The sequence below is a fragment of the Streptomyces sp. NBC_00887 genome (assembly GCF_045207585.1).
The window spans coordinates 2,158,501-2,172,446 of the sequence record NZ_CP108788.1; the positions used below are offsets into that span (position 1 = coordinate 2,158,501).

Sequence of the window (13,946 nt, forward strand, 5' to 3'; positions counted from 1 at the left end):
GCCGGGGACGGGACAATGGCCTCCCGTCCCCGGCCGAAGCCGTACGCGGCCGGGTCAGACCTGCGCAGCACCCCTGTCGGGGACGCAGCGCCCGTCCTCGGTGCGGTAGGTCCACCGGGCACCCGCGCCCACCAGCTCGCGGACCGCGCCCAGGAACCGCTCGATGTGCTCGTCCGGCGTACCGGCCCCGAAGCTCACCCGGATGGCGTTGAGGGACCGCTCGCCCGGCTCGGCGTCCGGGGCGCCGCACTCGCCCGGGTCCTGCGGCTCACTGCCCAGCAGGGTCCGTACGAGCGGGTGGGCGCAGAACAGGCCGTCGCGGACCCCGATGCCGTACTCCGCGGAGAGCGCCGCGGCGAAGTGCGAGCTGTTCCAGCCCTCGACCACGAAGGAGATGACGCCGACCCTCGGGGCGTCGTCGCCGAACAGGGAGAGCACCTTGACCGCGGGGACCTCGGCCAGGCCTTCACGGACCCGGGTGACGAGCTGCTGCTCGCGGGCGACGAGCTGCTCGAACCCGGCCTCGGTCAGGGCCTTGCAGGCGGCGGCGATGGAGTAGACGCCGATCACGTTGGGCGATCCGGCCTCGTGCCGGGCAGCCGTGGTGTGCCACTCCACGTCGACGCCACCGTCGGCGCGCCGGGCAACCTTCCGGGAGGCGCCGCCGCCCGCGAGATACGGCTCCGCGTCCCGCAGCCAGTCGGCCCGGCCGGCGAGGACGCCCGAGCCGAACGGCGCGTACAGCTTGTGCCCGGAGAAGGCGAGCCAGTCGACGTCCAGTTCCGCGATGTCCACCGGGTGATGGGGTGCCAGCTGCGCGGCGTCGAGGACGATCCGGGCACCGTGCGCGTGGGCGGCGGCGGCCAGTTCCTTCACCGGCCACAGCTCTCCGGTGACGTTCGACGCGCCCGTCACACAGACCAGTGCGGGGCCGTAGGGGTCGCGGTCGGCCAGCGCACGCTCCAGCGTCACGACTGCCTCGGCAGGGGTCCTGGGGGCGTCGAGGAAGGTCACCCGGGCGTCGCGCCAGGGAAGCAGCGAGGCATGGTGCTCGGTCTCGAACACGAACACCTGGCAGTCCGCGGGAAGTGCTGCGGCAAGCAGGTTGAGGGAGTCCGTCGTCGAGCGGGTGAAGACCACCTGGTCCTCGGCACGGCAGCCGAGGAACTCCGCGACGGTGACGCGGCTGCTCTCGAAGAGGTCCGTGGAGAGCTGCGAGAGGTAGCCGGCGCCGCGGTGCACGCTGCCGTAGTACGGGGCGTAGGCGGCCACGTCGTCCCACACGCGCTGCAGGGCCGGGGCGCTCGCCGCGTAGTCGAGGGCGGCATAGGTGACTTCGCCGCCCGTAACCAGCGGAACGGTGACATCGGCTCCCAGAACCGGCAGCGGGGCACAAATGGACTGATCGGCGGCAGCGGTGGAGACAGACATGGCGAACTCCCGTAACAGGCAGGCGAAATCCCGGCGCCGGCAGATACGCGGCAGCGCAGGGGAAGGAGAAAAGGGTGCGCGGAAGAGGGCGTTGGGCCCTATCGCATTCGCTTGCTCACAAGAGGCTCCCTGGGGACCAGGACCCCGGGGGATGGCATTCACAGATGCCTAGGGGCCCGCGCTTGCCACAGACCTCGCTGCCTGCGGCCTGGTCTTCACCCGGGGCACCCCGCCACGGACGGAGGGTTGCCGGACAGCGAGCCGGGGCTTATTCGCTGTCACTCATGACCTGCGCAGCATCTTGCCATACGTGACCACATGCGCAAGGGCGCAGTCCGCGATCCGGACTGCGCCCCGCCCCACACGTCCTTGCTTCATGCGTTGCTGGCGGCCACCCAGCGCTCCAGCGCCCGCTTGGCGGCACCCGAGTCGATCGATTCCGCGGCCCTCGCGATCCCCGCCGCGATCTGCTCGTCGAGCGTGCCCTCGCCCGGGTCGAGCGCCACCAGCGCGGCAGCGGAGTTGAGGAGCACCGCGTCGCGTACGGGACCTGCCTCCCCGTCCAGCATCCGCCGGGCGACGTCCGCGTTGAAGGAGGCGTCGGCACCGCGCAGCGCCGAGACCGGCACCAGGTCCAGGCCGACGTCCCGCGGGTCGAACGCCTCCTCGCGCACGGCACCGTCCCGGACGATCCAGACCCGGGAGGTCGCCGTGGTGGTCAGCTCGTCGAGGCCGTCGTCGCCCCGGAAGACCAGCGCCGAACTACCCCGGTCGGCGAGCACACCCGCGACGATCGGCGCCATCCTGAGGTCGGCGACGCCGACGGCCTGGGAGCGCACCCGGGCCGGATTGGTGAGCGGGCCCAGGATGTTGAAGGTGGTCGGCGTGCCGAGCTCCTTGCGGGCCCTCGCCGCGTGCCGCAGGGCCGGGTGGAACTTCACCGCGAAGCAGAAGGTGATGCCCGCTTCCTCGGCGACCCGGACGACGCCCTGCGGGGTCAGCTCGAGGTTGACGCCGAGCTTCTCGAGCACGTCGGAGGCCCCGCTCGACGAGGAGGAGGCGCGGTTGCCGTGCTTGACGACCTTGGCGCCGGTCCCGGCGACGACGATCGCCGACATGGTGGAGATGTTGACCGTCTTGGCCAGGTCGCCGCCGGTGCCCACGATGTCGACCGTGCGGCCGGGCACCTGGATGGTGTGGGCGTGCTCGTACATGGTGCGTACGAGTCCGGTGACCTCGTCGACGGTCTCGCCCTTGGCACGCAGTGCGATCACGAAGCCGGCGATCTGCACGTCGGTGGCCTCGCCGCTCATGATGCGGTCCATGGCCCACGCGGTGTCCTCGGCCGTCAGGCTCTCGCCGCGCAGGAGGGGCATCAGCACGCCGGGCCACGAACGGTCCGCCACGCTGTCGCCGCCGTCCGGGGTCACAACGTTCATGGTCCGCTCCTGGGGTCCACAGCCGATAGAAGGATCCCCCCACCCTATCCAGCCCCGGGGACAGCGAAGAGCCCCGTCCATCGAATGGACGGGGCTCCCGCTGTGGCGATCAGCTCAGGTGATCAGTGGTGGCCGTGGCCGCTGGTGATCTCCTTGTACTCCTCGGCGGAGGGCTTGGCGATCTGGCTCTGCTCGCCGTAGTAGCTCTTGCTGAGCTTGGCCCGCAGCTTCTGCAGCGCCGAAGGCTTGCGCTCGACACCGTTCTCGTCGACCGTCGGGCCGATCTCGACCGGCTTGTACTGCTCGTGCGCGGTGAGCGTGTGCAGCTGGCCCTGACTGAGCGGCTCGTGGATCTCGACGAACTCACCGTGCGGCAGGCGCTTGATGGTGCCGGACTCGCGTCCGTGCAGCACCTTGTCCCTGTCGCGGCGCTGGAGGCCGAGGCAGATCCGCTTCGTCACGATGAACGCGATGACCGGGCCGACGAAGATGAAGATCCGGACGAACCACGAGATGGCGTTCAGCGACAGGTGGAAGTGCGTGGCCCACAGGTCGTTTCCACCACCGATGAAGACGATGACGTACTCGGTGATCCATGCGACACCGAAGGCCGTACGGGTCGGGGCGTTGCGCGGGCGGTCCAGGATGTGGTGCTCGCGCTTGTCCCCGGTGACCCAGGACTCGATGAAGGGGTAGACCGCGATCGCCGCGAGCACGAGGCCGAAGGCCATCAGCGGGATGAACACACCCAGGACGAGCGTGTGACCCCACAGGTTGATCTCCCAGCCCGGCATCACTCGGATCAGACCCTCGGCGAAGCCCATGTACCAGTCGGGCTGGGCGCCGGTGGACACCTGGTCCGGGCGGTACGGGCCGAGGACCCAGATCGGGTTGATCGAGGCGATGCCCGCGATGACGGTGATGACACCGAAGACCAGGAAGAAGAACCCTCCGGCCTTCGCCATGTACACCGGCAGCAGCGGCATGCCGACGACGTTCTTGTTCGTCTTGCCGGGACCCGCGAACTGCGTGTGCTTGTGGTAGAAGACCAGGATCAGGTGGGCGACGACCAGGCCGAGCATGATGCCCGGCAGCAGCAGGATGTGGATCGAGTAGAACCGGGCCACGAAGTCGCCGCCGGGGAACTCTCCGCCGAACAGGAACATCGAGAGGTACGTACCGACGATCGGCGTCGCCAGGATGGCGCCCTGGGTGAAGCGGACACCCGTACCGGAGAGCAGGTCGTCCGGGAGCGAGTAGCCGGTGAACCCGGTGAACATGCCCAGGACGAACAGCAGGAAGCCGAACATCCAGTTGATCTCACGGGGCTTGCGGAACGCACCCGTGAAGAAGACGCGCATCATGTGCACGAACATGCCGGCCAGGAAGATCAGCGCGGCCCAGTGGTGGATCTGCCGTACGAGCAGACCACCGCGGACGTCGAAGCTGATGTCCAGCGTCGAGGCGTAGGCCTCGGACATGCGGATGCCCTGCATCGGCTCGTACGAGCCGTGGTACACGACCTCGTTCATGCTCGGGTGGAAGAACAGCGTCAGGTACACACCCGTGAGGATGATGATGATGAAGCTGTAGAGGCAGATCTCACCGAGCATGAAGGACCAGTGGTCCGGGAAGATCTTGCGCATGTTGGCCTTGGCCAGGCCGTAGATGCCCAGCCGGCCGTCTGCCCAGTCGGCTACCCGCTCACCGGCGGGCGCCTTGCGCTTTGAATCCGTCGCAGTAGTCATCCGCGCTCCCAGAAGGCAGGACCGACGGGCTCTTCGAAGTCGCCGAGCGCCTCGAGGTTGCCCTCGCTGTTCACACCGATCCGCAACTGCGGGAGGGCGTGACCGGCCGGACCGAAGATGACGCGGGCGCCGTCGGAGAGGTCGAAGGTGGACTGGTGGCACGGGCAGAGCACGTGGTGCGTCTGCTGCTCGTACAGGCTGATCGGGCAGCCGACGTGGGTACAGATCTTGGAGAAGGCCACGATTCCCTCGTGGGCCCACTCACGCTCACGCTTGTCCTTGATGTTGTCCGGCTCGATGCGGATGATCATCAGGGCAGCCTTGGCGATCTGCGTCTGGAAGTCGTGCGCGTCCTCCTCCAGGCCCTCGGGCATGGCGAAGGTCAGCGAACCGACGACGACGTCCTCGGGACGAAGCGGCTCCATCGTGTTCATGTTGATGAGCTGCTTGCCCTTGGCCCACAGGGTCGAGCGGAGCTTCTTCTCCGGCAGCGGACCGAGGTCGCGCAGCAGCATCACGCCGGAGAGCGGCACCAGGGCCAGCGCGCCGAACATGGTGTTGCGGATCAGCTTGCGCCGTCCGATCGCCGACTCCTTGGCACCGTCCGCGAAGTCGGCGAGAACCTTCGCCTTGACCTCGGGCTCGGCCTCGATGGCGTGCCGGTCGTCGGCGACCTCCACGTCGGACATCAGGGTGCGCGCCCAGTGGACGGCCCCCGCGCCGATGCAGAAGAGCGCGACGCCCAGGGTCAGGCCCAGGGAGAAGTTGAGCGAACTCACGTGCCCGAACGGCCAGATGTAGACGATCTGGTCGACCGGGAAGATGACGTAGGAGGCGATGAACGCCACCGTCGCCAGCATGGACAGCGTGAACATGAAGGCGACGGCTCGCTCGGAGCGGCGCGCGGCACGTTCGTCGATGTCCTGGATGCGCGGCCGGTGGGCCGGCAGCCCGGGGTCGGCGAACGGATCGCCGGCACCCTCTACCGCGCCGTGCGCGGTGTCCCGCTCTGCGGGCAGGACCTCTTCTGGAATCTCTTGGCTACTCATGACTTCTTGGCCTTAGCGGTGTGGGCCGCGACCCAAACGGCAATTGCGACGAGGGCTCCGAGCCCGAAGACCCACGCGAACAGACCTTCGCTGACCGGTCCGAGACCACCGAGGCTGAGGCCACCGGGGGTTTCGGCGTCGTCACCGTTGACGGTCTTGATGTACGCGATGATGTCCTTCTTCTCCTGCTCCGGCATGGTGCTGTCGGGGAAGGACGGCATGCTCTGCGGGCCGGTCTGCATGGCCTGGTAGATGTGCTTCGGGCTCACGCCTTCGAGGTTCGGGGCGTACTTGCCGTGTGTCAGCGCGCCGCCCTCACCTGTGAAGTTGTGGCACTGCGCGCAGTTCGTGCGGAACAGGTCGCCGCCCTTGGCCACGTCGGCGCCCGCGGGGTCGACCTGGCTGTCGGTCGGCGTGATCGGACCGGCGCCCAGGGACGCGACGTACGCCGCGAGCTGGTCGATCTCGGCCTGGGAGTAGATGACCGGCTTCTTCGGTACCTGGGCACCCGGCTGCTGAGCCGGCATACGTCCGGTACCGACCTGGAAGTCGACGGCGGCGGAGCCGACGCCCACGAGGGACGGCCCGTCGGAGGTGCCCTGACCGCCGGTTCCGTGGCAGCTGGCGCAGCCTACGGAGTAGAGCTTCTTGCCCTCGTCGATGGCGAGGGACTGGGCGGTTTCGTCGGCCTGCGCCTTACCCGCAGGCGCAAACGCGGCGTACAGCCCCCCGGTAGCCGCCAGCGCGAGGAGTAGTACGACGACCGCCGCCAGCGGATGGCGTCGTCGTGCGGAGAGCTTTTTCACGGATTACCCCGGTGTCAGGATCTTCTGCGTCGATGGTGGGTGGGTGCGAGCCCGGTTACTTGATCATGTAGATCGTGGCGAACAGGCCGATCCAGACGACATCGACGAAGTGCCAGTAGTAGGACACGACGATGGCGGCGGTGGCCTGTTCATGGGTGAATCTCGAGGCCGCGTATGTCCTGCCCAGTACGAGCAGGAAGGCGATGAGACCGCCTGTCACATGCAGACCGTGGAAGCCGGTCGTCAGGTAGAACACCGAACCGTACGGGTCGGAGGACAGGGAGAGACCCGCCTCCTTGACCAGCTCGGTGTACTCGAGGACCTGGCCTCCGATGAAGATCGCACCCATCACGAACGTGATGATGAACCAGGTGCGGAGCTTCTTCACATCACCCCGCTCCGCGGCGAATACGCCGAGCTGGCAGGTGAGAGAGGAAAGCACCAGGATCGTGGTGTTCGTCGCCGAGAACGGGAAGTTCAGATGGTGGGCCATCTCCTTCCAGTGAGCGGGTCCCATCACCGATCGCAGGGTGAAGTACATCGCGAAGAGGGCCGCGAAGAACATCAGCTCGGAACTCAACCAGATGATGGTTCCGACGCTGGTGAGGTTCGGCCGATTGACCGACGGGTGCGCGTGCCCGGTTTCTACTGTCGTTGCTGTCGCCACGACCGACATTATGTCGGTCGCTTATCCCGCCCTCACTCCGGGGGGTGCCGTTCGGTGTGTCAGTGGGGTGTGTCCTCACCGAACGGCCCAGCGAAACGCTGTCACCAACGGTGCTGACAGACTGTTCGCCGGAGTACGATCCGCCCAACGGTTCATGCCCCGAGAGCTCAGAGCGCCCCGAAGACACGGATGTCACGGAGGAACAATGCAGCCGACCGCCACGGTCCTGGTCTACAGCGACGACGCCAACACCCGTGAGCAGGTGAGGCTGGCCGCGGGCCGCAGGCCTGCGGCCGACGTGCCTCCGGTGGAGTTCCTGGAGTGCGCGACCCTCCCGGCCGTACTGAGCGCGCTCGACGGTGGCGGAGTCGATGTCTGCGTGCTGGACGGCGAGACGGCTCCGGCGGGCGGTATGGGCGTCTGCCGGCAGATCAAGGACGAGATCTTCGACTGCCCGCCGGTGCTCCTGCTGATCGGGCGCCCCCAGGACGCCTGGCTGGCCACGTGGAGCCGTGCCGACTCCGCGGTGACGCATCCGGTCGACCCGGTCGACTTCGCGGACGCCTTGGCCGCCCTGCTGCGCGACAGGCTCTCCGTGGAGGCCTGAGGCGGAGGGGCCCCGAACCCCTCCGTGGTGTCCTTCGAGGGCGCGGCGCACTCCCGGCCGGGTCAGACCTGGGGGCGCAGCCGCGCCGCCTCGACGTCGGTGCCCGAGTCCGGTGTGCCGCCCCCGTGCAGGGCGCTGCCCTTCCGCCAGGCGTCCCAGTCCAGGTTCCAGTCGCCGAAGCCGTTGTCGAACGGCGTCATCGTCTCGCCGTCACTCCCGACGACCTTGACGATGTCGCCCTCGCGTACGGTCTCGAAGAACCATTGGGCGTCGGCGGTGCTCATCCCCGTGCAGCCGTGGCTGACGTTGGCGCTGCCCTGTGAACCGGTCGACCAGGGCGCCGCGTGGACGTACTCACCGCTCCAGGTGACGCGTGTCGCCCAGTAGACGGGCAGGTCGTACGACTCCGAGGAGCCGGCGGCGATGCCGATGCTCTCCCCGCGCATGCGTACGAACTGTTCCTTGGCCAGCACCACCTTGACGCCGTTGCGCGTGTCGAAGCCGGGCTTGCCCGTGGTGACCGGCAGGGTGTTGATCACCTCACCGTTGCGCAGCACGGTCATGGAGTGGTCGGAGGCGTCGGTGATCGCTTCTATGCGGTCGCCGGTGGTGAGCTTCAGGGGCTTCGCGGCGGCCCCGTAGAGGGCGTTGGTGACCTTTATGCCCTTGAGGTTGCTGCGGACGTCGATGGTGGCGTCGGCGGGCCAGTACTCCTTGGGCCGGTAGTGCAGGGTCTTGGCGTCGACCCAGTACCAGGAGCCCGTGACGGCGGGGGTGGAGCGGACCTGCAGCCCGCGTTCCACGGTGGCCCTGGAGGCCTTGTCGGTGACCGGAGCGCTGAGTTCCGCTGTGAGGGGCTGTCCGACGCCGTAGGTGCCCGCCTGCGGGCCGAAGGCGACCTTGAGGAACTTCTTGGCCGAGGTCGTGCCGAAGGCGTAGGTGCGGCTGCCGGGGGCTCCGTCGCCGTTCTCGGTGGAGACCTTGACGGTGTACCGGGTGCCTGCGGCGAGCGAGGTGGTGGAGTGCCACCGCCGTCCGTCGGCGGCGAGTTCGCCCGCCAGACGGCGGCCCTGCGTGTCGACGGCCGTCACATCGGTGATGCGTACGTCGTCATCCTTGACGGTGACTTCGAGGGGCTTGTCGGGGTCGGCCTTCTCGCCCTTGGAGGGGCCGTTGAAGGAGACCAGGTCGGCCGCGTCGTACGGCTTCAGCGACAACGGATGGCCATCGGGTTCGCCACAGGCGGTCGCACCTGCAACCAGGGTCACGACCAGCAGAGTGCAGCTCACTACGGTGCGGATGCGCGGCGTGTGGTTCATGAACCCACGCTAAGAAGATTCATCCGATCCAGCGCGTTCAGTGACTGCAAACGGGGGCCCGCCCCGCTCATCACAGAGCGGGGCGGGCCCCCGTAAGGGTGTAACGGGTCCTACGGACGGCGCGGTCTCACTGGGTGCGGTTCTCACCGCGGTAGTACTCGAAGACCCAGCCGAAGAGGCCGATCAGCAGCAGCGGGGCCGAGAAGTAGGCCAGCCACCAGCCGAAGACGACGCCCAGGAAGAGGAGGGCGCCACCGACGGCCAGCGAGAGCGGCTGCCAGCTGTGCGGGGAGAAGAAGCCCACTTCACCGGCTTCGTCCGCGACATCGGCTTCCTTGTCGTCCTGGGCCATCTTGTCGACCCTGTTGGCCGTGAAAGCCAGATAGAAGCCGATCATGATGGTCAGTCCGAAGGACAGGATGAGCGCGGTGGTACCCACCGCCTCCTTGGACCAGACGCCGTACGTGATGGCCATGGCCAGCATGAAGACGCTCAGCCAGATGAACAGCTTGCCCTGGATCTTCACTTGCCGGCCTCCTTGCCGCCGACGAGGACCTTGTCACCGTCGGAGTGGTGCTCCAGCAGCTCGAGCGCCGCGATCTCCGGGTGGTGCAGGTCGAACGCCGGGGATTCGGAACGGATCCGCGGCAGCGTGAGGAAGTTGTGCCGCGGGGGCGGGCAGGACGTCGCCCACTCGAGCGAACGGCCGTAGCCCCACGGGTCGTCGACCTCGATCTTCTTGCCGTACTTGGCGGTCTTCCACACGTTGTAGAAGAACGGCAGCATCGACAGGCCGAGCACGAAGGAGGAGATCGTCGAGATCGTGTTCAGCGCGGTGAAGCCGTCCGCCGCGAGGTAGTCCGCGTAACGACGGGGCATGCCTTCCGCGCCGAGCCAGTGCTGCACCAGGAACGTGCCGTGGAAGCCCACGAACAGCGTCCAGAAGGTCATCTTCCCGAGCCGTTCGTCCAGCATCTTGCCGGTGAACTTCGGCCACCAGAAGTGGAACCCGGCGAACATCGCGAAGACCACGGTGCCGAAGACGACGTAGTGGAAGTGCGCCACCACGAAGTACGAGTCGGAGACGTGGAAGTCCAGGGGCGGCGACGCCAGGATCACACCGGTCAGACCACCGAAGGCGAAGGTGATCAGGAAGCCGACGGACCAGAGCATCGGTGTCTCGAAGGACAACGACCCCTTCCACATCGTGCCGATCCAGTTGAAGAACTTCACACCGGTCGGTACCGCGATGAGGAATGTCATGAACGAGAAGAACGGCAACAGCACACCGCCCGTCACGTACATGTGATGCGCCCAGACCGTCACCGAGAGGCCCGCGATGGAGATGGTCGCCGCGATGAGACCGATGTAGCCGAACATCGGCTTCCGGCTGAAGACCGGAATGATCTCGGAGACGATTCCGAAGAATGGCAAAGCGATGATGTACACCTCTGGATGGCCGAAGAACCAGAAGAGGTGTTGCCAGAGCAATGCTCCGCCATTGGCCGAGTCGAAGATATGCGCACCGAATTTACGGTCCACCTCCAACGCGAAGAGCGCGGCGGCCAGGACCGGGAAGGCCAGCAGGACCAGAACACCGGTCAGCAGGACGTTCCAGGTGAAGATCGGCATGCGGAACATCGTCATGCCGGGGGCGCGCATGCAGATGATCGTGGTGATGAAGTTGACCGAGCCGAGGATCGTGCCGAAGCCGGAGAAGGCCAGACCCATGATCCACATGTCGGCACCGACACCCGGCGAGCGGACAGCGTCCGAGAGCGGGGAGTAGGCGAACCAGCCGAAGTCGGCCGCACCCTGCGGGGTGAGGAAGCCGGCCACGGCGATGATCGAGCCGAAGAGGTAGAGCCAGTACGCGAACATGTTCAGCCGCGGGAACGCCACATCGGGCGCACCGATCTGCAGCGGCATGATCCAGTTCGCGAACCCGGCGAACAGCGGCGTCGCGAACATCAGCAGCATGATCGTGCCGTGCATCGTGAACGCCTGGTTGAACTGCTCGTTCGACATGATCTGCGTACCCGGCCTGGCCAGCTCGGCGCGCATGAAGAGCGCCAGGAGGCCACCGATGCAGAAGAAGGCGAACGACGTGATCAGGTACATCGTGCCGATCGTCTTGTGGTCAGTGGTGGTCAGCCACTTGACGACGACACTCCCCGGCTGCTTGCGCCGTACCGGCAGCTCGTCCTCGAACGAGTCGTCTGCTGCCGCGGCACCCTGGGATTCATTGAGGATGCTCACAGTTTGTTCGTCTCCGCATTCCTGGCCGGGTCCGTCTGCTCGATGCCTGCCGGCACGTAGCCCGTCTGACCCTTCTCCGCCAGCTCCTTGAGGTGCTGCTGGTAACGCTCCGGAGAGACGATCTTGACGTTGAAGAGCATCCGGGAGTGGTCGACGCCGCAGAGCTCGGCGCACTTGCCCATGTAGGTGCCCTCCTTGTTCGGAGTCACCTCGAAGGAGTTCGTGTGGCCCGGAATGACGTCCTGCTTCATGAGGAACGGCACCACCCAGAAGGAGTGGATGACGTCACGCGAAGTCAGAACGAAGCGGACCTTCTCGCCCTTCGGCAGCCACAGGGTCGGACCCGGGTTGCCGTTCTGCGGGTTCCTCGTACCGGGGATGCCCACGTCGTAGACGCCGCCGGCGTCCGCGGGGAAGTCCTTGAGGTACTTGTCGGGGATGGCGTCGAGTTCCTTCGGGATCTCGCCGTCGGTGGAGGGCGAGCCCTCCACGTTCTCGATGTAGTTGAAGCCCCAGCTCCACTGGTAGCCGACCACGTTGATGGTGTGGGCAGGCTTCGGTGTGAGCTCGAGGAGCTTCGATTCATCGCGTGCGGTGAAGTAGAAGAACACCGAGACGATGATGAGGGGTACCACTGTGTACAACGCCTCGATGGGCATGTTGTACCTGGTCTGCTGAGGTACCTCCACCTTGGTCCGGCTACGCCGGTGGAAGATGACACTCCAGATGATCAGCCCCCAGACAAGGACACCCGTGGCGAGCGCTGCCGCCCACGAGCCCTGCCAGAGGGACAGGATGATCGGGGCCTCTTCCGTTACCGGGGTGGGCATACCGAGGCGTGGGAAATCCTCCCAGTTGTATGAACAACCGGAGGCCGTCGCCAGGACCAGGCCCGCAGTCAGCACCTGCGGCAGCTTCCGCCGCATCGGGCGCCGCGACAAGCGGTCGGAGCCGTTGGGACTCACGTAGCGCCTTCCCGAGAGTCTCGCCCGCACGGTCGGCGCGCCCGTCTCACTTGGTCGGTCGCCGGCCCTGACGCGGGCAGGGGTTTGGATGTTTATGCGGACCAAACCCTACTGGACGCTATTTGGGGTCGCGCGGGGAGGGTGCCCAACGCGCCGCCCGACTCCCCGAAGGGGTGGAATCCGGCCCTCCGGCGGTCATCTGACGCTCCCTCTTGCGGCTCGGGCGGCGGCCCGCCCCCAGGTGGGCGCCGGTGCGGGCTAGCGTGGCGGTGTGTCCTACTTCGATACCGCCTCCTCCGCGCCCCTGCACCCCGTCGCCCGCCAGGCGCTGCTTGCCTCGCTGGACGAGGGCTGGGCCGATCCCGCCCGCCTGTACCGCGAGGGGCGGCGGGCCGGACTGTTGCTGGACGCGGCCCGGGAGGCCGCGGCGGAGGCGGTCGGATGCCGGCCGGACGAGCTCGTCTTCACCTCATCGGGGACCCGGGCGGTGCACTCCGGGGTGGCCGGGGCCCTCCACGGCCGTCGGCGTGTCGGCCGCCATCTGGTGGTCTCCGCAGTCGAACATTCGTCGGTGCTGCACTCGGCCGCGGCGCTGGAGGCGGCGGGTGGGTCGTTCACCGAGGTGCCGGTGGACCGGGCCGGTGCGGTGGATCCGTCGGCGTACGGCCGGGCGCTGCGGGCGGACACGGCGCTGGCCTGCCTGCAGTCGGCCAACCATGAGGTGGGGACCGTGCAGCCGGTGGCCGAGACCGCCGCGGTCTGCGCCGCCGCGGGCGTGCCCCTGCTGGTGGACGCCGCACAGTCCCTGGGGTGGGGGCCGGTGCCCGGCGGCTGGTCCTTGCTGACCGCCAGCGCCCACAAGTGGGGCGGACCCGCGGGGGTCGGCCTGCTCGCCGTCCGCAAGGGTGTCCGGTTCGCCCCCCAAGGCGCCGCCGACGAACGGGAGTCGGGGCGCGCCGCGGGCTTCGAGAACATCCCGGCGATCGTGGCCGCGGCGGCCTCACTGCGCGCGGTGCGCGCCGAGGCGGCGGCGGAGTCCGTACGGCTGCGTGCCCTGGTGGACCGTATTCGCGCCACGGTGGCCGGTGTGGTGCCCGACGTGGAGGTGGTCGGCGATCCGGTGCGGCGGCTGCCGCACCTGGTGACCTTCTCCTGTCTCTATGTCGACGGAGAGACTCTGCTGCATGAGCTGGACCGGGCGGAATTCTCTGTTTCATCCGGTTCGTCCTGCACGAGCAGCACGCTGACTCCCAGCCATGTCCTCAAGGCCATGGGGGTGCTCACGGAGGGGAACATCCGCGTGTCGCTCCCCGCCGGGACCACCGACACGGAGGTCGACCGGTTCCTCGAGGTGCTTCCGGGCCTGGTGGCCGGGGTACGGGAGAGGCTCGGGGCTCCCGTCGCGGCGGCCCCCTCCCCCGCCCCGCGCGCCTCGCTGGTCGTCGACGCGCTCGGCAGGCGCTGTCCGATTCCGGTGATCGAGCTCGCAAAGGTGATCGGAGAGGTACCCGTGGGCGGCACGGTGACGGTCCTCGCCGACGACGAGGCCGCCCGGCTCGACATTCCCGCCTGGTGCGAGATGCGCGAGCAGGAGTACGTGGGTGAGGAGCCGGCGGACCGGGGTTCGGCCTTCGTGGTCCGCCGGCTCCTGTGAGC

At 67.7% G+C, this 13,946-nt stretch carries 12 protein-coding genes and 1 riboswitch; of the genes, 2 read left to right on the plus strand and 10 right to left on the minus strand.

Features of this window, described 5'->3' with window-relative positions:
- Positions 1-54: 54 nt before the first annotated feature.
- The 6 genes from OG844_RS09850 to OG844_RS09875 all read right to left on the minus strand — a co-directional run bounded on the left by OG844_RS09850 (position 55) and on the right by OG844_RS09875 (position 7,149).
- Positions 55-1,431 carry an aminotransferase class V-fold PLP-dependent enzyme gene (locus tag OG844_RS09850; RefSeq protein ID WP_406389512.1) on the minus strand — a complete coding sequence of 459 codons (1,377 nt, stop codon included), beginning with the start codon at positions 1,429-1,431 and terminating at the stop codon, positions 55-57.
- Positions 1,432-1,604: 173 nt separating this feature from the next.
- Positions 1,605-1,721: riboswitch (SAM riboswitch) on the minus strand.
- Between the two features lie 84 nt (positions 1,722-1,805).
- Positions 1,806-2,870, minus strand: a complete 1,065-nt coding sequence (gene trpD / locus OG844_RS09855; RefSeq protein WP_406389513.1) for an anthranilate phosphoribosyltransferase — start codon at positions 2,868-2,870, stop codon at positions 1,806-1,808.
- Positions 2,871-2,992: 122 nt separating this feature from the next.
- The gene (locus OG844_RS09860) at positions 2,993-4,618 is read right to left on the minus strand and encodes a cytochrome bc complex cytochrome b subunit (protein ID WP_406389514.1); all 1,626 of its coding nucleotides are present in this window, start codon (positions 4,616-4,618) and stop codon (positions 2,993-2,995) included.
- Positions 4,615-5,667, minus strand: coding sequence for a Rieske 2Fe-2S domain-containing protein (locus OG844_RS09865; RefSeq protein WP_406389515.1), 1,053 nt, complete (start codon positions 5,665-5,667; stop codon positions 4,615-4,617). Before OG844_RS09865 ends, OG844_RS09860 begins: the two co-directional genes overlap by 4 nt.
- Positions 5,664-6,473, minus strand: coding sequence for a c-type cytochrome (locus OG844_RS09870; protein ID WP_383186779.1), 810 nt, complete (start codon positions 6,471-6,473; stop codon positions 5,664-5,666). Before OG844_RS09870 ends, OG844_RS09865 begins: the two co-directional genes overlap by 4 nt.
- A 55-nt stretch (positions 6,474-6,528) precedes the next feature.
- Positions 6,529-7,149 (minus strand): heme-copper oxidase subunit III, encoded by a 621-nt coding sequence (locus OG844_RS09875; RefSeq protein WP_329211890.1) that lies wholly within the window; start codon positions 7,147-7,149, stop codon positions 6,529-6,531.
- 196 nt (positions 7,150-7,345) lie between these two features.
- On the opposite strand from OG844_RS09875, the gene OG844_RS09880 reads away from it, so the two are divergent.
- Positions 7,346-7,747 (plus strand): hypothetical protein, encoded by a 402-nt coding sequence (locus tag OG844_RS09880; protein ID WP_406389516.1) that lies wholly within the window; start codon positions 7,346-7,348, stop codon positions 7,745-7,747.
- Positions 7,748-7,809: 62 nt separating this feature from the next.
- On the opposite strand, the gene OG844_RS09885 is transcribed toward OG844_RS09880, so the two are convergent.
- From OG844_RS09885 to coxB, 4 genes are all read right to left on the minus strand, one after another.
- Entirely contained in the window at positions 7,810-9,066 is a 1,257-nt protein-coding gene (locus tag OG844_RS09885) for an Ig-like domain-containing protein (protein WP_406389517.1), read from the minus strand.
- A 127-nt stretch (positions 9,067-9,193) separates the two neighbouring features.
- Positions 9,194-9,592 carry a cytochrome c oxidase subunit 4 gene (locus OG844_RS09890; protein ID WP_406389518.1) on the minus strand — a complete coding sequence of 133 codons (399 nt, stop codon included), beginning with the start codon at positions 9,590-9,592 and terminating at the stop codon, positions 9,194-9,196.
- Positions 9,589-11,325: a cytochrome c oxidase subunit I gene (gene ctaD / locus OG844_RS09895; RefSeq protein WP_406389519.1), complete on the minus strand. Its 1,737-nt coding sequence runs from the start codon at positions 11,323-11,325 to the stop codon at positions 9,589-9,591. Before ctaD ends, OG844_RS09890 begins: the two co-directional genes overlap by 4 nt.
- The gene (coxB, locus tag OG844_RS09900) at positions 11,322-12,290 is read right to left on the minus strand and encodes a cytochrome c oxidase subunit II (protein ID WP_406389520.1); all 969 of its coding nucleotides are present in this window, start codon (positions 12,288-12,290) and stop codon (positions 11,322-11,324) included. The genes ctaD and coxB overlap by 4 nt, the downstream gene beginning before the upstream one ends.
- A 271-nt stretch (positions 12,291-12,561) precedes the next feature.
- On the opposite strand from coxB, the gene OG844_RS09905 reads away from it, so the two are divergent.
- Positions 12,562-13,944 carry a cysteine desulfurase/sulfurtransferase TusA family protein gene (locus OG844_RS09905; protein ID WP_406389521.1) on the plus strand — a complete coding sequence of 461 codons (1,383 nt, stop codon included), beginning with the start codon at positions 12,562-12,564 and terminating at the stop codon, positions 13,942-13,944.
- Positions 13,945-13,946: the final 2 nt, after the last annotated feature.